Source organism: Limnovirga soli, from assembly GCF_013106755.1.
Classification (GTDB): domain Bacteria; phylum Bacteroidota; class Bacteroidia; order Chitinophagales; family Chitinophagaceae; genus Limnovirga; species Limnovirga soli.
Window position 1 is genome coordinate 152,367 of record NZ_WHPF01000013.1, and the last position, 24,829, is coordinate 177,195.

The following is a 24,829-nucleotide window of genomic DNA, read 5'->3' on the forward strand; positions in this document are numbered from 1 at the left end:
TGCTGCTATAACCGCATTAATTTGTTAAAACTGCCGTATTTATTTGAGCACTTTTATTTTAACCATTTCAATTCTGGTATCGCTTACATTTAGAATATCAAATTCATAGCGGTCTATAATAATACGCTCTTTTGGTTTTGGAATGGTTTCGTGCTCATTAATAATATAACCAGATAAAGTTTCTGATTCATTTTCAGGGAATTCCAGGTTATAGGTTTCAGTTAAATAATCCAGTTCTAACCTGCCGGAGAATATGTATTCATTTTCTGCCAACTGCTTTTCTACAAATTCTTCTGTATCGTATTCGTCTTTTATCTCGCCAAAAATTTCTTCCAATACATCTTCCATGGTAATAATGCCTGCGGTGCCGCCAAACTCATCAATTACCCAGGCAATACTTTTGCGTTCACGGGTAAATTTATTAATCAGGTCGGTGGCATTCATACTTTCGGGCACAACTGATATGGGCAATAATACCGAACGGATGCTTTCGGGTTTTTTAAATAAATCCAATTGGTGTACATAGCCAAGAATATTATCAATATTGCCTTCGTAAATTAAAATTTTACTGAGTTTGGTTTCCTCAAATTTCTTGTGAATGTCGGCAATGGAATTACTAATCTCTACCGCTTCAATTTCTGTTCTTGGTACCAGGCATTGGCGTATTTTAATATTGGGCAGCAATAATGCATTTTGCAATAACTCTTTATTTACATCGGGATTGCTTTCGTCCTGCTCTTTGCTTTGCTGTAAAAAATATTCCACATCTACCATCGAAAACTGGTCTTCCCCTTCTTTAATACGCACATTGAACAGGTACTTTAAAATGCTTTCAGAAAAGCTAACAAATACCTGTAGCAATGGTAAAAATCGGTTGTAGAAAAAGCTGGCCAGCGGTGCAAAAAAGCTAATCATATTATCGCTGCGGGCCCTAAAAAATGCTTTGGGCAAAAATTCACCTGCAATTACTACCAACAGCCAGGAAATAGAAGTGTCTAAAAACAGTTTGCCATAAGGGTTTTGAATATGAAAAAATCCCTTGAACAATTCACTTACCAGTAAACCATACACAACAAGTGCGATATTAAAACCCACCAGACATATACCAATAAAGCGGGAAGGATGCTCCATAAGCCGCGATAAAATAATGCCGCTTTTCTTCCCCTGCTTTTTTTTCAATTCAACCGTAAGGCGATTGGCATTTACAAATGCAATCTCAATACCTGCAAAAAAAGCAATGAAAAGCAGTGTTATAATAATTCCCGCAAAGAGAAAATATAATTCTGTCATAGACCGAAAATAATACAAAAATTGGTTGCCGTCAAAATACTTGGACAGGTGGCGGGCATCAGTGCCACAATACCGTATTGGTTTTTACGGCTTTTACATAATCCTGCACCCTTTCATCAATAATTGACATTAGTATCCATACTATTTAAGGTTTCTTTGTATGCAATATTTTAAAATTAAAAATACTATGATACGCAATCATGAAATTGATTACCGCATTTTTGGTGAAGAAATGCAATATGTTGAAGTGGAATTAGACCCCAACGAAACTGCCGTTGCCGAACCAGGTGCTTTTATGATGATGGACGATGGCATTCAAATGGAAACCATTTTTGGAGACGGCAGCCAGCAAAGAAGCGGAGAAAATAGCTTGTTAGGCAAATTATTTAGTGCCGGCAAACGCTTGTTGGTAGGGGAAAATTTATTTATGACAGCATTTACCAATGCCAGCTATGGTAAAAAGCATGTTTCATTTGCCTCCCCCTACCCCGGTAAAATTGTGCCGCTTAACTTACAGGAACTGGGTGGCAGAATTATTTGCCAGAAAGATGCATTTCTGTGTGCAGCCAAAGGTGTAGCCATTGGTATTGAGTTTCAACGTAAACTGGGCACCGGTTTATTTGGTGGCGAGGGTTTTATAATGGAAAAACTGGAAGGTGATGGCATGGCTTTTATGCATGCCGGCGGCCATGTTTTTGAAAAAAACCTGCAAGCAGGGGAATTGTTAAAAATAGATACAGGTTGTATTGTTGCTTTTACAGGCACGGTAAGCTATGATATTCAATTTGTGGGCGGTATTAAAAATACTTTATTTGGTGGCGAGGGTTTATTTTTTGCCACTTTACGCGGACCTGGAAAAGTATGGATACAAACCCTGCCTATCAGCAGGTTGGCAGGTAGAATACTGGCCTATGGCTCGTTCCAGCGTAAGGAAGAAGGTAGTTTATTGGGTGGGATAGGTAATTTATTAGACGGAGACGGTTTTAGATAATCAATATACAGTCATCCCTATTTTTAGAGCTTATTTCCATCGTAGCCCACAAGAGCAACTGCCATTGTACCACCGTATAATGGCAGTTTTAATTTAAATGCATAATAAACTGCAGCCTGCATAAGAAAAGGCATTTTTTTTCGTTTTACTTACATCAATTATCTTGCAGTTATGCTAAAAAGAATCTTTTTCCTCTGTTCATTGGCTTTTTCCGGGTTGTATTGCAGCGCTCAGTACGAAAGCAATATTCACCAGGGCGAGTTTGGTGCATCTATAGGTTTGGCTAACTATTATGGTGATCTTAATACAAGGGCCGCCATGAACAGGCCAAAATTTTCTGCAGGTATTTTCTTTGTAAAGCAGTTTAATAATTATGTGGGTATAAAACTGGCCGGCGATTATGCATTTTTGGGCTATTCAGATATTTATAGCAAAAACGATGTGCAAAAACGCCGTAACCTTAGTTTTAATACCAATGTTTACGAAGCCTCGTTAAGCGGCTATTTCAATTTCTTTAAATTTATTCCCGGGGTAGAAGGGTATAATTATACACCCTATGTTTCTTTGGGTGTTGGCGTTTTCTCATTCGATCCCTATGCCTACTTAAATGGTACCAAATATTATTTACGCCCATTAGGTACCGAGGGGCAGGGCAGTGCTGCTTATCCTGACCGTGCACAATACAGTTCTATGGCCGTTTGTTTCCCTTTATCAGTTGGGATAAAATATAGTTTAAACGAGAATTTTAATGTATTTGGCGAGCTGGGTTACCGGTTTACCAATACCGATTATCTTGACGATGTAAGTACCACTTATGCTGGCTCTGATGCTTTTCCCGGGGTGCCACAGCCCGATGGCAGTATTGCCCCTTCTGCTGCTTATTATTTACAGGATCGCAGTTACGAAACAGGTACGCCCATTGGTATTAAAGACCGCCAACGTGGTAATAGCCTGCAAAAAGATGCATATGTAATGCTGCATTTTGGTATTTCGTACAACCTTTCTTCGTACAAATGCCCCACGCCAAATAAAAAATAAATAATAGTCCGCCGCTTTTTAATTGGTTTTTTTGGGTAATCAGCTGTATCGCTATGGGCATCACCTCTTGCCACGCTCGGTTCAGGGTTCCACTTTTATGGCAGCTTTTTTAATTACAGATTTATTTTGCTATTACCATCAGTGGCTGTTAACAGCTGCCTAGGTTACAACAGTACAAGTGTGCGACGCAAGTAAAGCCTGATTGGTAATTTGCCGCCGGGCCAAAAAAATCTAACCTAGCTTTTGAAAGATAAATCATCAACAATAGGGTAAAGACTACATAGATGTAAATAATTAGGATTGCTGCGGCCATAAAAACACATTTTTTCTGCAACAAAAAAGAATTTTTAGGTAAATAATATGGATGTTTTGTGAAATCCCCTTATTTTTGCAGCCCCGAAAGGGAAAGGATGGTGCGGTAGCTCAGTCGGTAGAGCAAAGGACTGAAAATCCTTGTGTCGCCGGTTCGATCCCGGCTCACACCACCACCTCAAAAGAGATCTTCGAAAGAAGGTCTCTTTTTTTATTTGTACCTGGATTGCTTTTTGAATAAATTAAAAAGCCGGAACGTTTTGCTCCGGCTTTATGCATAAGTTTTATTTGCTTAACCAATAACTCTTTTGTCTTTTGCCACAAATTTTGCAAATGCCAGCAAAGCACCTGTTACCATTATATTTCTAAAAAAGTTTACCATTTCAAGTTCTTTCTCCCTGTTCATATTTGCAGTCATGGCAGTGGTGTCTAATTCATGACCCATTGCTCTTGGTAAGTGCACTAAAAAAGCCATAAGCAGTACATACAGTGCCATTAAGCAATATGCCAATTTATCGTACCTGCCAATAACGGCGCTTAGTATAAAAAGCAAAATACAAGCCAGTGTAAAGTAGTTCCAAAAGTAGGGAAATGGAATATAGTCTGGCACAAAAGCCGCACCAACATCCGGCTTGCCAAGATGCAAACCCACATATAATAAAAACGACAAAGGAAAAATATAGCGTCCTGCATTTAAAAACTTGTCCATAGTTTACAGTTTTAGTTTGTTGGGAATGGGATTAATGGCCTTATTTCTACAGAGCTGTTTGGATATTTTAAAATGGGGCAGGTTTTACTCCATGCTTGCACTTCTTCCAAACTGTTGGTTTTGCAGATTAAAAACCCGGAAACTAAAACACTATTGGTTTCTTTATGGGGCCCAGCTTCAACACCTTTGTTGGTTATAATTGTGGCGGCGTATTCAATGGGAGCTGTGTGAACCAATTTGCCTTGCATGGCAATATTGCCAATCAATGATTGCCATTTGGGCATATCTTCGGCCATATCCTGCGAGGTGGCCAAATAGCTGTTTTCGGCGCTTGCGTTTCTGAATAATAATAGGTACTCTTTCATTTTTGTATTTTTACTGGTGAATGATGATACAAAAATGAAGCGAACTATTTTTTTGAACGATGACAAAAGTCTACGTTTTACAGCCTGGCTTTTAGTCTGCTAAAAACATCTTTATTAATGCCCAAATAAGAAGCGATAAGCTTGCTGGAAACCCTTGTCATTAGCTTGGGTCTAAATTCCATTAGCCATTTAATTCTGTCTAATGCGGAGAGTGCAACAAATGTATTAATGCGGTAAACGGAGTTGGCGTAAGAAGTTTCTAAAATTTGTTTATACACTTTGTCAAACTGTGGTGCTGTTTCCATCATTTTTTGAAAACCTTGCCTGTCAATAGCCAATAATTCACAGGGCTCAACGGTTCTTATATTTTCTGTTGCAGGTTTGCCACTACCAAAACTTATTAATTCAGAACACCAGGTACCTTCAGTTACAATGTCTCTGGTGGTTTCGTTCATGTCATTATCATACACAAAAACCTGCAGGCAACCTTTGGCAATAAAATAAACATGCTTACACACTTGCCCTTCCTGCAATAAAAATTCGTTTCTGTCTACAGTTAATGGTTTGAAGCAATTTAGCACGGTGTCTAAATTGTCAATGTCGTTACCGAGTCTGCCAATAATATGTTGTCTCAGAATGTTTATCATTCAAATTATTCAGTTAAACCTTTCTAAAATTGTTAAAGGAAAGCCCCAAATTATGTGCATCAACTATGGTGCGAAGCCTTCAGCACAATTTGGCTAATAGTGTTATTAGGCAATAGTTGAACAACACCTTTCTTTATTGAATTGTTTAATGCTTAAACCGCAATCTTTATCACCACATTACCTGTTTTTTGGCCGGATTCAACGTATTTATATGCTGCTACAATTTGTTCTAAAGGATAATAGCTGTCAATTACAGGTTTAAATGCCCCAGTTTCTACCAAGGATTTTAAAAACAATACATCTTCTTTGGTAATGGATGGGATGGGGAATAATAATTTTTTGCCACCCAGTAGCGGTGTGGTTAGGGCATACCAAATATTCTCTCCATTTTTTCCTAATTCGGTTGAAATATAAATTCCTTTACTGGTGAGTAAGGGTTTGCATTGGCCAAATGAGCTTTTGCCTACTGCATCAAAAATAAATGCATATTTATTTTCTGTTTTGGTAAAATCCCGGGTTTTATAATCAATAACTGTATCAGCGCCAAGTGCTTTTACCAGCGCCACATTTTTGGTATCGCAAACTGCAGTTACAATGGCGCCTACATGTTTTAATAGTTGCACGGCAGCCGAGCCAATGGCGCCTGTTGCCCCATACACCAATACCTGTTGCCCCGCCGTAACTTTTGCTGCACGAATATCTACCAACGCATAATGCGCCCCTTCGGTTATGGCTGCGGCTATTTCAAAGCTGGTGCCTTCGGGTATGTGTGCAATAGCATTAGATTCAGGTATGGTTAAATACTCTGCATGCCCACCAAAGGAGGTATCGATAAAGCCAAACACTTTGTCGCCAGGTTTAAATGTGGTAACGGTTGCACCAACCGCCTCAATAATACCTGCAAACTCACAGCCCAGTATTTGAAATTTGGGCCGTAAAAGCCCACTCCAGAACCGCGAAACAAAATATTCGGCACTGCGAAAACCAGCATCGGTGCGGTTTACTGTAGATGCGTATACTTTTACCAATACCTCATTATCTTTTGGTGTAGGTTTAGCCACATCCATAAGTTGTGCTACTTCTGGAGGGCCATATTTTGTATATACAATTGCTTTCATGATTCTTTTTGTTTTAATTGCTGTAACATATGTGTATCTTTTTCGCTGTAGTTGGCGTCTCCTCCAACAGCCTTCAATGCTGGTGCTGTAATAACGGATCTTATGTAAATTAACATTATACCTGTAAAATGCAAGTTGCTGTTTGGCAGAATGGTATTATTAGTAGGCGCTTCGGGAAATGGAAAAATAAATCCTCCTATGATAGGATTTGCTGGAGCAGGGGATACGACGATACCATTCGCAGATAATAAAAAGCAAAATTTTTTGAATTCTGTTACGCCTAAATATAAATCAGAAAATTTCTGTTTATCTAATACAGGAAATTTCATCCTTAAAGATCCTGCTCCTAATCAAATATTTGTGAAGCAGTGTAGTGCTCAGAATATGTATTATATTTTGAAAGAGTTGAATAAATATACTGAGTTGTATGTACATTGTAATATGAAGCACGGCATTAATGACTATACTAAAGACAATTTTGGCGTTAATGCAACAAGTAATGATGATGTATTCACATATATTGCCGTGAGGACAGCTATCTTTTTTCAAACAATCATGAATGTTACACCGCTCAACGGCTCTTCACCGACTTTTGGATATACAGGGAAATCACTTTTTCGCAGCCTGAATGACACCAGCCACATTACTAATCAACGTATTTGTGGTCAATGCGAACAAGCAAATCCATGTTCTTTTACTGAAGATGATGAATGTCCATAACCCTAATAAAAATTAAAAACTAATTCGTATGAAAAAATTATTTGTATGTCTCGTTTTGATCTCAATCAATTTTATCTCTTACGCCCAGTCTGGTAGTTCAGATGATTCTTTCGGTAATCATGGATCTGTTTTAGACTCCAGTATTTGGGCAGACTGCAGAGTCATATCAGTCCAAAAAGATGGAAAAATAATTACAGGTGGTCTTACTCTTGGAACGGAAGGGGAATTTTCAACTGGTGCACTCTATGTGGCCCGTTTTAATTCAAATGGCAGCCCGGATATTGAATTCGGTATCAACGGAAAAATTATTATACAAAATATTTCTGGGGCTAAACCTCTATACGCACAATCGATTGCGTTTTCCTCAGACAACAAAATAATTGTATGTGGAAGATTTATAGTAAATTCTCCATTTGGAAGTGTAGGTTTATTAAGACTTAATGATAATGGTCAAGTAGATAGTTCTTTTGGTGCCAATGGTTTTGTGACGACAAAACTTAGCGATTGGAATGACAACATTGGAGGAATGGCAATACAAGCCGATGATAAAATTGTCGTTGCTGGAAATAAGGAAAGCGACTTCTCTCAGTCGGGAGATGATTTTGTTCTTCGTTATATGCCTGATGGTTCGCTGGATGAAGGTTTTGGAGATAACGGAGTTGTTTATACATCTTATAGTTCAAACATAATTCCAGGCGCGGTCAAAATTCAAGAAGATGGTAAAATAATAGTAGGCGACATTTATGGAGCAACAAATTTGTTGTTTCAAATTGTAAGATATAATACTGATGGAAGTCTTGATCATAATTTTGGAATTGATGGAATAGCGCGATTAAAACCCGCAGCAGGTTATTTCTCTGCTTTAAATGATTTATCTATTCAACCTGTCGGTAAAATTGTTGCCGTTGGAGTATTTGGAGATGAAGCAATTGGCTTAGCAAGGTTCAATCAAAACGGCGATATCGATATGGGTTTTGGTGAGCTTGGTGGCTATTCCTATACATATGCTGAAAATACAGTAGCGTCTGGTAAAAGTGTCTATGTAACTCCCGATAATAAGATAATTGTTACTGCAAACTATATAAACTCGAATAGCCAAGTAGCTGTTATACAATACAAAGAAACAGGGCGTTTAGATTCTCTTTTTGGCAACAACGGTATTGTAGAACTCACTCTTGAAAACACCAAGCCTGGTGTTGATCTGACAAGCGGAAAGGGATTTTTACAACAAGATGGAAAAATACTTATTTCTGGAACTTATGTACCTAGTGGTGGCTCATCCTATAATGTTGGAATTTCTCGTTTGAACGGCGCAAATGACAAACAGAGCAAGTATGTAAAAATAAAAAAATGGCTTCATCGACATGGTTTCAGCTGGGAAGATTGGCCTGGACGCAATATCAGCTATTATGCTGTAGAACGTAGCTACAACGGAAATAACTTTATACAAATCGCGAAGATTTTCAATCAAGGCAGCAAGCAATATACTTATGAAGACGCATCACCTATGAGCGGAGACAATTATTATCGTATGACTACAGTCAGGGTGGATGGCAGCATTTCTCAATCAAATATTATTTCTATTTTAAACAATGAAAATGCTATCAAAATTTATCCAAACCCAGTTAAGAACACGCTTCAAATAGGGGGATTGTCTAACACTCAACCAAGCAAGTTGCTAATTACCAATTATAATGGAATAAAATTTAATAGTGTCGTTACCAATTCAAATACCTACACTTGGAATGTGAGTCAACTAAAGCCAGGTAATTACATTCTTTCTATTTCAACCGGAAATAATCTCGTAAGCAAAAAATTTGTGAAGGAATAAAATAACAAGATTTTTTTGGTAATACTTTTTTATATTTTCGCTGTTGTTGGCGTCCCCGCCAACAGCCTTCAAAGCTGGTGCTGTAATAACGGATCTTATGTAAATTAACATTATACCTGTAAAATGCAAGTTGCTGTTTGACAGAATGGTATTATTAGTAGGCGTTTCGGAAAAGGGAAAAGCAGGTAGCAAATACAAAGCGACCGTGTCTATTACTTTCATAAAGTGCAGGTGCTTGTTCTTTTTTGCTTGTACAAAAAGAACCAAAAAAGGACACCCGAAAACGAAACTGCCCGTTTTCGGGATGGAATATGCATTAGGCTGTTGTACTACTGTGGTGAATTGCAGCAGAACGCTATTCGGCAAACAGCCAATTACTTTTGGCCATTAGCCTAATAACAAATTGTCAATTGCATTTAGCTAGCAGCTAATAGCCAACAGCTAAAAGCTATACCGCGTTTCCAAAAAAGGACACCCTAAAACAAAACTGCCCGTTTTCGGGGTGGAATATGCATTAAGCTGTTGCACTGCTGTGGTGAATTACAGCAGAACGCTATTCGGCAAACAATCTTTCCATTTGGCTATTAGCCGCTAGCTGTTAGCCTAACAACAAATTTTTCAATTGCATTTTGCTAACAGCTATCGGCCAATAGCTAATAGCCGTTTTGCTTTCCAAAGGGCTGCCCAAAATATCCAGCCGTAGAAGAGTGCGACGCAAGTAAAGTTGCTATTTGTACCCATGCCGGGCTAATAATTTACTAACTGTTTTAAGAAAGATATTTGCCTACAATGGGTACACGGCGGCCAATGCCAAATGCCTTGGGGCTAATGCGTATGATGGGGCAAAACTGGTTGCGTTTGTACTCGTTGGTGTTTACCATTTTTAAAGTACGGTCTACCAGCGCAGCATCAAAACCCTGTGCTTTAATATCGGCGGGGCCCATGCGGCGTTCTATGTATTGGTAAAGTATTTTGTCTAATATGCTGTAATCGGGCAGGCTGTCGCTGTCTTTTTGGTTGGGCCTTAACTCGGCACTAGGTGGTTTGGTAATAATATTTTGGGGTATAATTTCCTGGTGGCGATTTATATATTGGGCCAGCTGGTATACCTGTAGTTTATAGCAATCGCCCAAAACGCCCAGTCCGCCGGCCATATCTCCATATAGTGTTCCATAACCGGTAGAGAGCTCGCTTTTATTAGAAGTGTTTAACAGTATATAGCCAAATTTATTGGCAATAGCCATAAGTAGATTGCCACGGGTACGGCTTTGCATATTTTCTTCGGCCAATGAAAAGGGGAGGTTGCCAAATACGGGTTGCAATGTGCTTAAAAATGATTCGTAAATATGGTTGATGCGAATAATATCGTAAGGGTTTTGCAGGGCTTTACTTAAGGCCACGGCATCGTTTACAGAATGATCGGTAGAATATGGCGAGGGCATTAAAATAGCCCTTACGTTTTCGCTGCCCAATGCATCGCAGGCCAGGGCTAAAGTTACTGCGCTATCAATACCACCAGAGGAACCAATGATGGCTTTGGTAAAGCCCATTTTGGCAAAATAATCTTTAATACCCATTACCAGGGCGGCATAAATATGCGGCAGGTTTAAACTGGGTTCTAAAGTAGCCGGGTTTAATTCAGCATCAGGCACCCGGCTGGCGGGCTCAATAATTGGGGCATCGATAGTGCCATCATCGTTTACGGTAATGCAGGCAAGTGCCTCGGTAAATACGGGTAAAGCATGGCATAGATTGCCATATTTATCAAAAGCCAGGGAGGCCCCATCAAACACAATTTCTGTTTGGCTGCCTACCGCATTGCAGTATAGCATTGGCAGCTGGTACTTGGTTACATTGGATTTGATGACGGCTTTACGGTCTTCATCGTGGGTATAATCAAAGGGTGAAGCACTAAGGTTAATCATGATATCCGGTTGCTGCGGCATCAGCATATCCATTGGGCAAATACGGTACAATGGGTTATTGCCCAGGTTCCAGATATCCTCGCAAATGGTAATGGCCAGTTTTTTGCCTTTAAAGGGTACTACATTCCATTCGAATGCGGGTTCAAAATAGCGGTACTCGTCAAAAACATCGTAAGTGGGTAAGCAGGTTTTATGTATTTCGGCCTGTATTTGCTGTTGGTATAAAAAGAAAGCCGCATTAAACAGACTTTTGCCTTGTTTATTGGGATTGCGTGCCGGTGAACCTACCAGTACGGCAATGGTATCGGCATATTGTTTTATGGTGTTAATGGCTTGGTAGCATTTATTAATAAAGTCGTTAAATTCTACAAAGTCGCGGGCAGGGTAGCCACAAATACTCATTTCGCTAAAAACAATCAGGTCGGCACCATCTTGTTTAGCTTGTTGAATGGCGGTAATTATTTTTTGTGTATTGCTTTCGAAGTTGCCAATATGATAGTTTTGCTGGGCTAATACTATTTTCATAGGGCAAATTTCATAAAATAAAGCGAATGGAGTGCTACCTGCAACAGAAATATACAATAACCCACACCTGCATACCTTGTTATTGCGGGTTAAAATATAGCAGTAATAGTTATCAATGTTAGTTGGAACAAAGATTAGGCTGCGAGCATTGTTTTAGGGTATAAACAATTTTTGTCTTTGTGTTTTGGTCCCTTGTTGCACTACCAGAAAATAGATACCCGTTTGTAAATCGTTGCAGGGTATTACTATTTGTTGTTTGTCATCTGTAATTGTTTTTACAACCAAACCTGCACTATTGGTAAGGTATATTTTTGTAAGGCCGATATTTCGCAGATTGATATAAATGTTTTTTTGCAATTGCAACAAATTATACCAGGTGTTTACCGGTTGCTGCACAGCAGCAATAGCTGCATCGGTAAAACTGCTGTTACAGTTTTTATCTCTAAGATCAGCAGGGGCGCAGCTTTTTATACGGCTATTTACACAATCCTGAAAACTATCTGTAATAAGCCTTGACGCAGTATTATTTATTACACTCTGAAAAAAAGTGGTAGCCCTTTCTACAATATAAATTTTCAGATCATCAGTGCTTATTTTGCCTTTACCAAAACCAAAGTCCGACCGGTTATCAAGTCCATGGCCCATATCAGAGTCGAGGTATAATTCGCAGTTCACTTTTCGTTGCAGGGTATTAAGTATTTCGTAAAAACCACTGCTGCCGCTTTGGGTAATGGTATTTAATGTGGTTGGATAAGAATAGCTGCGTTGTTTGCTATAAACGAGGCATTTATTATCCGTTATATAATTTGAGTTTTTGTTGAGTAAAACCCTGGATGTGCCCGGAAGAAATACAATATCCTTCATACCCTGAAAAGTTACCAGCGGTGGGTTATAGCTATTTTTATTAAAAAAATCGGCAGGGCTGCCTGTAGATGGTAAATACACAGCACCCCATAAGCTAAGTACACCCTTTATTCTAAAATCAATATTTGTTTTACCGGCATAATAATCAATATTAATCGGGCCTAATACATCACTTACATCTGCAAATAATTCTTCAGCCATAGACTGGTTTGAAATATACGCAACATGCAATGCAATTTGCGCACCCGAGCTGGCGCCGGCAATAAACAGGTTATTGGTATCAAAGTGGAAAAAGCTGCTCTCATTGCGGCTTATTGCAGTTCTGATAGCCCCTCTGGCATCCTGCATGGCCCGATAGGTAGCCAGGAACTGGCTGGCGGTAAGAGCCTTATCATTAGGGTCTTTTAGTCTGCCGGTGCGGTAGTTAACATTAAACACCACATAGCCTTTTTTAGCAAACGCCAGGCAATATTCATCAATATTATCAGCATTATCATTCGAGTTGCAATCAGAATAACCACCACCATGAAAAAAGAAAATTACCGGTAAAGGCTTTGCGCTGTAGCAGGGGTATGAATTTGCATTTGGACAATATACACTATAGGTAAGTGCGCTGCCATCGGCAATGCAACCAGGTAAATTCATAATGCCGCAATCGCTTAAACTATTATTATCCTTATAATTGGCATCCGGGGCATTGTTACGGGTGCTTTTATACGAAATAGCCGGCGATATATAAATCTGGCTTTCGGTAAAAATATCTTTCGTATAATCTATTGCGCAATTATTTGATAAAAGGTTACAGGCTAAATTTTGTGCATTGCCCTGGCCATACCATAAAAGGAAGATTACAAGCAGCGAAACCAGCTTTCGATTCATAAAGGCATTTATGTTTTAATGGAAAGCTTTTTAAGTGTAGGATTAATTTTTCTTAAAAACTATATATGCAAATAGTTTGTAGCATTCAAAAATATACGCATTGCACTAAAAAATTAAAGTTCAAAGCTTAATATTAGCTTAATACAATCAAAATCATGTTCTGTTTCATATTTATATCATATGCACACTGTAATTGGTAAACAAAATATAGTGGGGCGTTGCCTGCGGCCGGGCTTTGCGCTGCAAGTCCTCGCTGCGCTGCGGGCTTTCCGCTTCAATCCCTAACGCAAACCAAGGCAATTGCCGCAGCAAGGTGTACAGCAATAAAAATTACATTCTTCCCTACATCTTATTAGATTTGTAGTATCTGTTTACTCATCAGTATTATTACAATTTTTTATATGCGCACCAACAAATTGCTTACCACCTTTGCAGCTTTTTTATGCTGCACATTTGCCACCATGGCCCAAAAAAGCGATGGCTTTACACCACTTTTTAACGGTAAAACCCTGGATGGCTGGAAAAAACTGGCAGGCTCAGCCAATTATATCGTTGAAAATGGCATGATTACGGGCACCACCGTTACCGGCTCTCCCAATACATTTTTGGCAACAGAGAAAGAATATGGTGATTTTATTCTGGAACTGGAAGTAAAAATTGAAGATTCTACTTCCAACTCCGGCATTCAATTTAGAAGCCATCTGGATGCCAGCGGTAACAATGGACTAGGAAAAGTATTTGGCTATCAATACGAGCTGGATCCCTCGGCCCGCAAATGGACTGGCGGTATTTACGACGAAAGCCGGCGGGATTGGTTATACCCATTATCATTAAATGCCCCAGCACAAAATGCTTTTAAGCAAGGTGTGTTTAATAAAATACGCATAGAATGTATTGGCCACGAAATAAAAACCTGGGTAAATAATATACCCGCTGCTTATATGGTAGATACGGTAGATAGCAAAGGATTTATAGCCTTGCAGGTACACAGCATTGGCAACAATGAGCAACTAAAAGGCGAGAAAATTTACTGGAAAAATATCCGCATTAAAACTACCCACCTAACTGGTGCTACTTTTCCTGCCAATATATATGTACTTAATAATATACCCAATAGCATTTGCCCAGGCGAGCAAAAAGCCGGCTGGAAATTATTATTCGATGGTGTTACCAGCAATGGTTGGCGTGGTGCATACAAAACCAGCTTCCCCGAAAACGGCTGGCAAATAAAGGATGGCATATTAACTGTATTATCATCCGAAGGCAAAGAGTCTATGAATGGTGGCGATATTGTTACAACAGCAGAATTCAGCGCTTTTGATCTCTCCTTCGATTTTAAATTAACGCCTGGCGCCAATAGCGGGTTAAAATATTTTGTAACCCTAACAGAAAATAATAAGGGCTCCGCCATTGGCTTAGAATTTCAGCTATTAGACGATGTATTGCACCCCGATGCCAAATTGGGTCGCGATGGAAACAGAACACTTGCTTCCCTGTACGATTTAATTACCGCAGCCAAACAGACTAGATTTATACACCCCATTGGCCAATGGAACACCGGGCGTATTGTTGTGTACCCTAATAACCATGTAGAACATTATTTAAATGGCATTAAGGTATTGGAATATGATCGTGGGTCTAAGAATTTTAAAGATCTGGTAGCAATAAGCAAATACAATGTATGGCCAAATTTTGGCGAAGCACCCAAGGGCCATATTTTATTGCAGGATCATGGTAATGAAGTGAGCTTTAGAAGTATTAAGATAAGACAACTCCAGTAATCACTTTATAGTTGCAATCATTGTTTTATTGCGTTAGGGATTGCAGCGAAAAGCCCGCAGCGCAGCGAGGACTTGCAGCGTAAAGCCCGGCCGCAGGCAACGCCCAAACTTTTTTTATTCTTTTTTGTATCCGGGCTGTAAAATACAATGCAACTTTACTTGCGTCGCACACTTGTACTGAATAACTGATGCAACTAAAAACTGGCAAAAAATAACTGATAATTACACAAACACATAAACAAAAAGGGCCGCATTACTGCAGCCCTTTTTTATTATATTCAATGCAATTATTGCTTGATAAACTTAAGCGTACTAACTTGTTTGTTAGCGTCTATTCTTAAAATATAAGTGCCCACTGGCAGTTGCTTTACATCCCACTTAAAGGTGGATGTATTGGCAGATGTTGTTTTGGCAAGTACCAAACCCTGCAGGTTAATAATAGAAATGGTAGAAGTAGCATCTGCTGCTAATCCTTTGATGTTGATTACATCTTTAACAGGATTTGGATATACCAGAATGGCGTTTCTTGCACCGCTAAAATCTAAGAAAATTGTTTTGGAGTAAGTGTACTGGCCATTTAAATCAACTTGCTTTAAGCGGTAGTAGTTACCACCGGCAGAGGGGGCAATATCTTCAAAACTATAATCCTGTACAAGTTCGGAGAAACCTTTTGCTGCAGTGCGGCCAATTTCTTTGAAGCCAGCAGTACCATTGGTGCTGCGTTCTATGGAGAAATAGCTGCTGTTTATTTCGGATGCTGTTTGCCATTTTAAACTTACTGAAGAATTGTTTTTGGCAGCAGTAAAAGAAGTAAATGTAACTGGCAGAATACCATTTTCTAAATACCTGGCCAAAGCAAAATCGCTTGAACCATCACCCAATAAATTTATAGCCACACCTGCTACTACAATATTGCCATCAGGTTGAATTATAGCATCGTAACATTTGGCGATACTGTTATCGAAAGTTGTAATTACCCTGCCACCAGAAAAGAAATTAAAATCAGCTGGCCCGGTATTTTTTAACCTCGACAAAGTGAAAACACTTTCTCCGGTAGAATTATTATATGCTGTACCAGCTACTACAATTTTACCATCTGATTGCAAGCTAACTGAATATGCTTCTCCATATTCATAACCATACTGTAGTTTACGCAAACCGTCGGTGCTAAAGCTAAGGTCGGTAGTGCCATCGCCGTTGCCTGCATAAATTACCATTTTCTTTCTGGTATTGGTAACTACAATATAACCAACCACATACATTTTACCGGTAACAGCATCTATTACTACACTTTTTGCAAAATCGTCAGTGCCGGCAATATCCTGTATGTTTTTACCGCCAACTCCAAAAGTTTCGTCTAAAGTTCCATCGGTGTTATAGCGCACTATACCAAATTCTATCTGACTAAATAGTTCACCCATTTGTGCATTACCTACGGCTATAATTTTGCCATCACCTTGTACTGCTATACCAAATGCCTCATCGGTAAGGCTGGCAAAATCGGTAGTTAGTTTACCATTGGTGCCAAAACTTGAATTAAGTTCACCATTGGCATTTAAGCTTACCAATGCATAGTCGGTAACACCGCCTGGTGCATTGGCTGCAGAACCGGCAATATAAATGTTATCACTGCCATCGATTGCTACACCATTGGCAATATCGTTGCCGCCTGCAAAATCGATGGTCATAATACCATCGGTATCAAAACTGCCGTCGAGCTCACCACTTGTGGTAAAACGTACAACAAGCATATCTGAAGGACCAGCCAGTGAGGCCTGGGTTTTACCAATTACAATAATTTTACCATCGCTTTGTAAGGCAATACCAGTGGCCTGATCATCACCGTTAATATTGATAGTTGCAAAACCAGCTGTTCCAAAGGTATTGTCAACGGAACCATCTGTATTATAACGAACCAGTTTAATATCGCCAAAGCCGGTGTTAAAATCGGGGGTAGTGGTACCTGCTTCTACTATTTTACCATCCTGCTGCAGTACAATTTTTGAATTAATATCCCTTAATCCTGCGGCTGTTTGAACTTTACCACCAGTGCCAAAGGTTTCATCTAAAATGCCAGTTTGCGCAAAAGAGGGTAGTGTGCAAACTGAGATTAAAAAACAACCCAGTGAAATAATTTTTTTCATACAATTTTGAATATAAAGTTAGATATACGTAATCCTTTTGGGAAGGTTTGCAATGTTATACACTTTTTAGTAAAAAATGGCGAATCTGCGGTATTATAAATAGACAAACATGGGCTATTTTATGAATTATTAATCTTCTGATAATAAATGAGACTTGTATAATTGAAAAAATATATATGAGAACGTCCTTTAATTTTTTAATTGTCTGCTGGTGTAAAAATCAAAAATTGAACTTTTAAAGGTATTGGGATTAACTATTTGTCATTTAAACTAAACAGGTTTGGGTTTTCTTTAGAAACATGGGTAGTTGTAAATATTTTGTAATTTATGGTGGGCATACAAACTTGCAGCCTGCTTTCACTTTCTTACCTTTGCCGAAATTTAGCTGGCGCCCTTGCTTTACCCCATTTTTTAAGCGCGGAAATACATTTTTAATTTTCTGCTGACCATAGAATCTGGTGTACAAGAGTGCGACGCAACAATGCATCATTAAAGAGGTTCAGGTTTGGACCATAAACTATACAATTACTGTTTCAATGGAAATTACCGTAAAAGCCGCAGAAGCCTTACGCCTTACCGCAGAAGAATTTGAGTTAATAAAGCAGAAACTTGGCCGTACGCCCAATTTTACTGAACTGTGCACTTTTAGTGCCATGTGGAGTGAACATTGCAGTTATAAAAACTCTATTAAATGGTTAAAAACCCTACCCCGTGATGGTGGCCGTATGTTGGTGGCAGCGGGAGAGGAAAATGCCGGTTTAATGGATATGGGTAATGGTTTTGGTGTGGTTTTTAAGATTGAAAGCCATAACCACCCCAGTGCTATTGAACCTTTTCAGGGTGCAGCTACCGGCGTTGGCGGTATACAGAGAGATATTTTTACAATGGGTGCCAGGCCCATTGCCTCATTAAATAGTTTGCGTTTTGGGAATTTAAAAGACCAAAAAACACAGCGCCTGCTGGCAGGTGTTGTGCATGGTATTGGTCATTATGGCAACTGCTTTGGTGTACCAACAGTAGGTGGTGAAGTGTATTTTGAAGATTGCTACCACACCAACCCATTGGTAAATGCTATGAGTGTGGGTATTGTAAAAATTGGTAAAACCATTAGTGCTACTGCTGAAGGTTTGGGTAATCCTGTATTTTTTGTGGGTAGTGCTACCGGTAAAGATGGAATTGGCGGTGCTTCCTTTGCCTCGGCCAATATTACAGAAGAAAGTACTGAGGAATTACCTGCGGTGCAGGTGGGCGACCCTTTTCAGGAAAAGAAGTTGTTGGAAGCCTGTTTGGAAGTAATTGAAACCGGTGCAGTGGTTGGTATGCAGGATATGGGAGCTGCAGGTATTATTTGCTCAACAGCAGAAATGAGTGCAAAAGGTGGAGTAGGTATGCGTATAGATCTGGATAAAGTGCCTACCCGCCAGAAAAATATGAAAGCATGGGAGTTATTACTAAGCGAAAGCCAGGAACGCATGCTGATTGTTGTAGAAAAAGGTAAGGAAGCAGCTGTATTGGCTGTATTTGATAAATGGGATTTACCCTGCAGTGAAATTGGCGAAGTAACTAATGACGGCCTGCTTAATTTTTATATGCATGGCGAACTGGAAGCTTCTGTTCCTGCCTATGAATTGGTATTAGGCGGTGGCGCACCACAATATACCCGTGAGTATAGCGAGCCTGCTTACTTTGAAAAAATTAAGGCTTTCGACATGAATGCCATTGCCGATGTAACCGACCTAAAGGCAGTTACAGAGCAAATTATTCAGATACCCAATATTGCCAGCAAACGCTGGGTATATGTACAATATGATAGTATGGTAGGTGCTGCCAATACCAGTACCAACGCCCCCAGCGATGCAGCTATTGTAATGGCAAAGGGCACTGGCAAGGCCCTTGCTATGACGGTGGATTGCAATAGTAAATATGTTTTTGCCAACCCGTATGTGGGCGGTATGATAGCCGTAGCCGAAGCAGCCCGTAATATTGTGTGCAGTGGTGCAGAACCTATTGGGGTAACCAATTGCCTCAATTTTGGCAATCCTTATAATCCCGAAGTGTACTATCAGTTTGTAAAAGCAGTAACCGGTATGGGCGATGCCTGCCGTAAATTTAATACACCGGTAACCGGTGGTAATGTAAGCTTTTACAACCAGCACCCCGAAGGGGCCGTTTACCCAACTCCAACCATTGGTATGGTGGGTATAATGGACGATTTTAGCACCCGCATGACACTTGATTATAAACAAGCGGGTGACCAAATCTTATTAATTGGCGCCCAGCAAAATGATATTGCCTCATCAGAATACCTGCATAAATTAAAAGGAGTAGAGTATTCTCCTGCCCCCTATTTTGAACTGGAAGAAGAGTTTGCGGTGCAGCATTTTGTGGCTGCTATTATCAGGGAAAAACATATCCAAAGTGCTCATGATATAAGCGAAGGCGGTTTGATTGTTACGCTGATAGAAAAAGGATTTAACCAAAACCTTGGTTTTGATGTTGCAGCCACCACCAATCTAAGAACCGATGCTTATTGGTTGGGAGAAAGCCAGAGTCGGGTAGTGGTTACCTGCTCCCCCCAGGAAGTAGCCGCCATACAACAAAAAGCGGCCGACGCCAATATACCACTAACTGTTTTGGGTACAGTAACAACTGGCAATATTGCATTAAACGGGGCAGATTGGGGTAATATTAGTAGCTGGAAAGAAAAATATGATACTGCCATTGAAAAAATAATTGCTGGAGCATAAAATGCCTTGATGGGGTTACCAGCTTTATCACATAAATAAGGCTTTACTTGCCACGCTCGGTTCAAGGTTCCACTTTCATGGCATCAATAAAACGGAAATGCAGGAAACAATAGCACACACTAACTCATCCTATATCATTGTAACTGGCGCTGCTGGTTTTATTGGCAGTTGTATGGCGCAATACCTGAATGAGCAGGGGTATACCAATCTTGTTTTGGTAGACGATTTTGGCGTAGAAGCCAAACGCAAAAACTGGGAAACCAAGCAATATGCGCATATAGTAGAACGCTATAACCTGTTTGACTGGCTGCAACTGCACCAACCTAAAATTGATATCATTATTCACCTGGGTGCCAGAACCGATACCACTGAATTTGATTATGCCATTCACCAGGAATTAAATGTGGAATATTCCCAAAATGTATGGGCCTATTGCTCCCAATATGGTATACCATTAATCTATGCCTCATCTGCAGCCACCTATGGTGGGGGCGAATTAGGTTATAACGATACCCATGATGTAGTAAGCCAGTTACAGCCATTAAATCCTTATGGCATAAGCAAAAACGAATTTGATAAATGGGCTTTGGCTGAAACAACCCAACCTCCATTTTGGGCAGGGCTCAAATTTTTTAACGTATATGGTCCCAATGAATACCATAAGGGCCGAATGGCCAGCGTTATTTTTCATTCCTGTAACCAGATAAAAAAAGATGGTGCAGTAAAATTGTTTAAAAGTCACCGCCCCGATTGTAAAGATGGCGAACAACTACGTGATTTTATTTATGTAAAAGATGTGGTGCAGGTTATTTACTGGATGATGCAGCAAGTATTGGAAAAAGGCAATACGCAAAATTTGCTGCAGCCCGGTATTTATAATTTAGGTACAGGCAAGGCCCGAAGTTTTTATGCATTGGCAACAGCCACTTTTCATGGGTTAAACAAAACGCCTGATATTAGTTTTATAGATATGCCATTGGATATACGCGACAAATACCAGTATTTTACCGAAGCCAATATGCATAAGCTACAGGCCGCAGGCTATAGTCATCCATTTTACAGTTTAGAGGATGGGGTGGATGATTATGTACGCAACTATTTGTCAACCGAAAAAATCTGGTAATTATTTTATTTATCGGGCACTTGAAATTGCCAAAAAAAGAATATTGAATCATGAGCAAAAAAATAGCCATCATTGGCGGGGGTAATCTGGGAACAGCCATAGCAGAAGGCCTTATCAGCAGCGCCTTTATAAAGCCCGATCAAATTATTATAACCAAAAGAAATATAGAAACGCTAAAACCGCTGGCCGAGAAGGGCGTGCTCATTAGTAATAATAATGCAGAAGCAGTTCAATATGCCGATTGGATAGTACTTGCGGTAAAGCCCTTTCAAATAAAGGAAATACTGGAAAACCTGTTGCCCTATCTGGATAAAAGCCGCCATACCCTGGTTAGTGTTATTACCGGTGTTTGGATAAAAGACCTCCAGGAGATCATAGGTAATGAATTTACCATTTTCCGCGCCATGCCCAATACAGCTATCGCCATTAGGGAAAGTATAACCTGTATTTGTAAATACAATGCTTCGGTGGAGCAGGAAACCTATGTAGGTAACCTGTTTAACCAATTGGGCAAAACTACTTTTATAGAAGAAAAATTAATGGATGCCGCCACCGTATTGGGTGCCTGTGGTACCGCCTATGCCATGCGGTATATTCGTGCCAATATTCAAGGTGGTATAGAAATAGGTTTTGATGCCAAAACAGCTACCTTGATTGCTTCACAAACCATTAAGGGTGCAGCAGAACTATTACTTACTCGCAATACCCACCCCGAAGCTGAAATAGATAAAGTAACCACTCCTAAAGGCTGCACCATAGCAGGTTTAAACGAAATGGAACACCAGGGCTTTAGTTCATCGCTTATAAAAGGGGTTATTATCAGCTATAAAAAAATCATCAACGATATGTAGTACCGGCGCCCGGCACTACACTTATTTTATGCATAATGCAACGTTCAACTGAACTGCTTGCTCAATAAAATAAAAAAATGAAAAAGCTTATCATTGCCTGCCTGATATTAATAACGGCTGCCTGTACCAAAAACAATGCTACCATAAGTGGAGATTTATTGGTAAGGGTAGAAAATAGCAGTAATACACCTCTTTCAGCCGTTATGCTGGGGCAACATAATTTTGGACCCCTTAAAAACGGATCCATGACCGGATACCAACAATTTACCCAATTAATTGCCTATGCCGGTGCAATGGTTGTGGTGGGAAAAGACACCACTTATGCTGGCATGGGTTACTGCGGTACACCACCATTACCCTATTTGGAAAATGGCAAATACACCTTGCAAATCTTTAACGATCCTATTTTGAATAATGCACTAAACTCAAAATATATAAAGGAATAATAGCACCTTTTATTTTTGGGTTTAGCCTCTGCAATTTTCAAATCCATACTGCTTCCAATACCTAATTAAAACTTAACTTTTCCATTTAGTTGCATAAACAACTTTTTTGCTATTTTTGAGAAATAAATACATGTTTATGCAGGAAGCATATATCGTTGCAGGTTACCGTACTGCAGTTGGCAAAAGCAAAAAAGGGATATTTCGTTTTTTTAGACCTGATGATCTTGCCGTTGAGGTAATAAAAGGTTTAATGGCCACCGTTCCCCAACTGGAAGCAAATAGGGTTGATGATGTAATTGTGGGCAATGCTGTACCCGAGGCAGAACAGGGCTTACAGTTTGGCCGCATTATAGCTGCTAAAGCCCTGGGCATTGAAGTGGCTGGTATTACCATTAACAGGTATTGCGCCAGTGGATTGGAAAGCATTGCCATGGCCACCGCCAAAATAAGAACCGGTATGGCAGATTGTATTATTGCCGGTGGTACAGAAAGCATGAGTATGGTACCCACCGCCGGTTGGAAAACTGTACCCTCCTATGCCATTGCCAAAGATGAACCTGATTATTATTTAAGCATGGGCTTAACTGCTGAGGCGGTAGCCAAAGAATTTAATATCAACAGGGCCGATCAGGATGAGTTTGCCTATAACTCGCACCGCAAAGCCCATCATGCAATTAGTAACGGACACTTCAAACCGGGCATATTACCTATTACCATTGAAGAAACTTACCTGAACGAAAAAAATAAAAAAGCCACCCGCAGTTATATTGCTGATACCGATGAAGGGGTACGAACCGATACCAGCGTAGAAGCTTTGGCTAAACTAAAACCCGCTTTCGCCATGGGTGGCAGCGTTACTGCCGGTAATTCATCCCAAACAAGTGATGGCGCTGCATTTGTGATTGTAATGAGTGAGCGTATGATGAATGAACTGGGCCTAACACCCATTGGCCGTTTGGTAAACTGTGCTGTAGCTGGTGTACATCCAAGAATAATGGGTATTGGGCCGGTAGCCGCTATTCCCAAAGCCTTAAAACAGGCGGGCATGCAGCTGGCCGATATTGACCTGATAGAACTAAACGAAGCATTTGCCTCGCAATCGTTGGCGGTAATTAGGGAATTGGGTCTAAACCCCGATATCGTAAATATAAATGGTGGCGCTATCGCATTGGGCCATCCATTGGGTTGTACCGGGGCTAAACTTACCGTACAAATATTACAGGATATGAAAAGGCTGAACAAAAAATATGGCCTGGTTACGGCCTGTGTGGGTGGCGGACAAGGCATTGCCGGCATCATAGAAAACTTGTAAAAAATCTTACGCATTTTGCACCAAAAGCCCTGTTAAAAAACGGGGCTTTTTATATGATATAAATCATTCATACCTTGCTAAAAACCAAGTAGCTTCACACTATAAAACACGAACGATGAAAACTTTATTGGTACCCACCGATTTTTCAACCACAGCCAGAAATGCAGCTGTGTATGCTATCCAGTTTGCCAGGCAAATGCATAGCAGTAAAATTGTGTTTTTTAATGCCTACCAATCACCACCTGTAGTAGATGTGAATATGGCCATGGTAGAATCAGTAGACTTTGACCTGCTGCGCAAAAGCAGCGAAGATAATTTGGAAGTGTTTAAAAATGAGCTGCTGCCTCAAAGCGAAGGCATTGCATTGGAAATACTTAGCGATTATGGCATGGTGGCTGTTGACATTAATATTGTATGCGATAAGGTAAATGCTGATGTAATTGTAATGGGTGTTACCGGTGTTGGCAAACTGGCCGAAACATTGATGGGCAGTTATGCGGTAGATGTATCACGCAATGCCAAAGTGCCGGTAATTATTGTACCCCCCGGCGCCGTGTTTACACCCATAAAAGAAATTATGCTGGCCTGCGATTTTTCCAAGGTAGTAGAAACCACACCGGTACAGCCAATCAAAAATATTTTAAATGGTACTGGTGCCAAATTGTTTGTGGTAAATATCGATCACCGCAATAAACACTTTAGACCCGATACCCCTTTTGAAAGTTTGATGCTGGACACATTATTACACGATTATAAACCCGAATACCAGTTTATAGACAATAACGATTTTGTAGAAGCCATCAACAAATTTGCGTTGGAAAAAGAGGTAGATCTTATTATTACCATACCCAAAAAAATGGGTTGGTTCGATCATTTGTTTAAACGTAGCCATACCAGTATGCTGGCCTATCACAGCCATGTACCTTTAATGGTGGTGCACGAATAATTTTACCGCTAACGACTGTCAGATAAAGCCTTATGTAATAGTGGTTTGTTGCTTTTTAGCACAAACCACTTTTTTATGTAATACCGCAACAGCATTTATACCCCATTGTTTATGTAAGCATTATTTGGTGCCCGGCAAAGGGATGTTGAGGCAACTTTACTTGCGTCGCACACTTGTGCACCAGCACTATACGCAGCAAGTTGGAGGGCTGACGGAAGGAAATTGATCAATTACGGAGCAAGTTTGATGGATGACGGAACGAGTT

The 24,829-nt window shown here is 39.9% G+C and carries 19 protein-coding genes and 1 tRNA gene; 12 read left to right on the forward strand and 8 right to left on the reverse strand.

Annotated features, from left to right (window positions below; translation table 11 throughout):
* Positions 1-39: 39 nt before the first annotated feature.
* Positions 40-1,290, reverse strand: a complete 1,251-nt coding sequence (locus tag GD597_RS17430; RefSeq protein ID WP_171609186.1) for a hemolysin family protein — start codon at positions 1,288-1,290, stop codon at positions 40-42.
* A 187-nt stretch (positions 1,291-1,477) separates the two neighbouring features.
* On the opposite strand from GD597_RS17430, the gene GD597_RS17435 reads away from it, so the two are divergent.
* The 3 genes from GD597_RS17435 (at position 1,478) to GD597_RS17445 (ending at position 3,807) form a co-directional block, all read left to right on the forward strand.
* Positions 1,478-2,281, forward strand: a complete 804-nt coding sequence (locus GD597_RS17435) for a TIGR00266 family protein (RefSeq protein ID WP_171609187.1) — start codon at positions 1,478-1,480, stop codon at positions 2,279-2,281.
* 171 nt (positions 2,282-2,452) lie between these two features.
* Positions 2,453-3,319: a DUF6089 family protein gene (locus GD597_RS17440; protein WP_171609188.1), complete on the forward strand. Its 867-nt coding sequence runs from the start codon at positions 2,453-2,455 to the stop codon at positions 3,317-3,319.
* 412 nt (positions 3,320-3,731) lie between these two features.
* A tRNA-Phe gene (locus GD597_RS17445) sits at positions 3,732-3,807 on the forward strand.
* Between the two features lie 116 nt (positions 3,808-3,923).
* On the opposite strand, the gene GD597_RS17450 is transcribed toward GD597_RS17445, so the two are convergent.
* The 4 genes from GD597_RS17450 to GD597_RS17465 form a co-directional block, all read right to left on the reverse strand.
* On the reverse strand, positions 3,924-4,340 hold the full coding sequence (locus GD597_RS17450; protein WP_171609189.1) for a hypothetical protein: 417 nt from the start codon (positions 4,338-4,340) through the stop codon (positions 3,924-3,926).
* Positions 4,341-4,351: 11 nt separating this feature from the next.
* The gene (locus GD597_RS17455; protein WP_171609190.1) at positions 4,352-4,705 is read right to left on the reverse strand and encodes a YciI family protein; all 354 of its coding nucleotides are present in this window, start codon (positions 4,703-4,705) and stop codon (positions 4,352-4,354) included.
* A 77-nt stretch (positions 4,706-4,782) separates the two neighbouring features.
* On the reverse strand, positions 4,783-5,352 hold the full coding sequence (locus tag GD597_RS17460; protein WP_171609191.1) for a Crp/Fnr family transcriptional regulator: 570 nt from the start codon (positions 5,350-5,352) through the stop codon (positions 4,783-4,785).
* Positions 5,353-5,504: 152 nt separating this feature from the next.
* Positions 5,505-6,470, reverse strand: coding sequence for an NAD(P)-dependent alcohol dehydrogenase (locus GD597_RS17465; protein ID WP_171609192.1), 966 nt, complete (start codon positions 6,468-6,470; stop codon positions 5,505-5,507).
* Positions 6,471-6,620: 150 nt separating this feature from the next.
* Here GD597_RS17465 and GD597_RS17470 point away from each other — a divergent pair, with 150 nt between their 5' ends.
* Positions 6,621-7,190 carry a hypothetical protein gene (locus GD597_RS17470; RefSeq protein WP_171609193.1) on the forward strand — a complete coding sequence of 190 codons (570 nt, stop codon included), beginning with the start codon at positions 6,621-6,623 and terminating at the stop codon, positions 7,188-7,190.
* Positions 7,191-7,218: 28 nt separating this feature from the next.
* The gene (locus GD597_RS17475) at positions 7,219-9,021 is read left to right on the forward strand and encodes a T9SS type A sorting domain-containing protein (protein WP_171609194.1); all 1,803 of its coding nucleotides are present in this window, start codon (positions 7,219-7,221) and stop codon (positions 9,019-9,021) included.
* Between the two features lie 767 nt (positions 9,022-9,788).
* Here GD597_RS17475 and GD597_RS17480 read toward each other — a convergent pair.
* Together GD597_RS17480 and GD597_RS17485 are read right to left on the reverse strand one after the other, a co-directional pair.
* A complete protein-coding gene (locus GD597_RS17480) occupies positions 9,789-11,471 on the reverse strand; it encodes an NAD+ synthase (RefSeq protein ID WP_171609195.1) in 1,683 nt (560 codons plus the stop codon).
* Positions 11,472-11,624: 153 nt separating this feature from the next.
* Positions 11,625-13,214 carry an alpha/beta hydrolase fold domain-containing protein gene (locus GD597_RS17485; RefSeq protein WP_171609196.1) on the reverse strand — a complete coding sequence of 530 codons (1,590 nt, stop codon included), beginning with the start codon at positions 13,212-13,214 and terminating at the stop codon, positions 11,625-11,627.
* A gap of 401 nt (positions 13,215-13,615) precedes the next feature.
* Here GD597_RS17485 and GD597_RS17490 point away from each other — a divergent pair, with 401 nt between their 5' ends.
* The gene (locus GD597_RS17490; RefSeq protein ID WP_171609197.1) at positions 13,616-14,995 is read left to right on the forward strand and encodes a 3-keto-disaccharide hydrolase; all 1,380 of its coding nucleotides are present in this window, start codon (positions 13,616-13,618) and stop codon (positions 14,993-14,995) included.
* Positions 14,996-15,282: 287 nt separating this feature from the next.
* Here the strand turns inward: GD597_RS17490 and GD597_RS17495 are convergent, their stop codons facing one another.
* Positions 15,283-17,139 carry a T9SS type A sorting domain-containing protein gene (locus GD597_RS17495; RefSeq protein ID WP_171609198.1) on the reverse strand — a complete coding sequence of 619 codons (1,857 nt, stop codon included), beginning with the start codon at positions 17,137-17,139 and terminating at the stop codon, positions 15,283-15,285.
* Between the two features lie 536 nt (positions 17,140-17,675).
* Between GD597_RS17495 and purL the strand changes: the two genes are divergently transcribed.
* The 6 genes from purL (at position 17,676) to GD597_RS17525 (ending at position 24,564) form a co-directional block, all read left to right on the forward strand.
* Positions 17,676-19,886 (forward strand): phosphoribosylformylglycinamidine synthase subunit PurL, encoded by a 2,211-nt coding sequence (gene purL, locus GD597_RS17500; protein WP_171609199.1) that lies wholly within the window; start codon positions 17,676-17,678, stop codon positions 19,884-19,886.
* Between the two features lie 97 nt (positions 19,887-19,983).
* Positions 19,984-21,009, forward strand: coding sequence for an ADP-glyceromanno-heptose 6-epimerase (gene rfaD / locus GD597_RS17505; RefSeq protein WP_171609200.1), 1,026 nt, complete (start codon positions 19,984-19,986; stop codon positions 21,007-21,009).
* A gap of 50 nt (positions 21,010-21,059) precedes the next feature.
* Entirely contained in the window at positions 21,060-21,860 is an 801-nt protein-coding gene (gene proC, locus GD597_RS17510) for a pyrroline-5-carboxylate reductase (protein WP_171609201.1), read from the forward strand.
* Between the two features lie 77 nt (positions 21,861-21,937).
* Entirely contained in the window at positions 21,938-22,306 is a 369-nt protein-coding gene (locus tag GD597_RS17515) for a hypothetical protein (RefSeq protein WP_171609202.1), read from the forward strand.
* Positions 22,307-22,442: 136 nt separating this feature from the next.
* Positions 22,443-23,618, forward strand: coding sequence for an acetyl-CoA C-acyltransferase (locus GD597_RS17520; protein ID WP_171609203.1), 1,176 nt, complete (start codon positions 22,443-22,445; stop codon positions 23,616-23,618).
* Between the two features lie 115 nt (positions 23,619-23,733).
* Positions 23,734-24,564 carry a universal stress protein gene (locus tag GD597_RS17525; RefSeq protein WP_171609204.1) on the forward strand — a complete coding sequence of 277 codons (831 nt, stop codon included), beginning with the start codon at positions 23,734-23,736 and terminating at the stop codon, positions 24,562-24,564.
* The last annotated feature ends 265 nt before the right edge of the window (positions 24,565-24,829 follow it).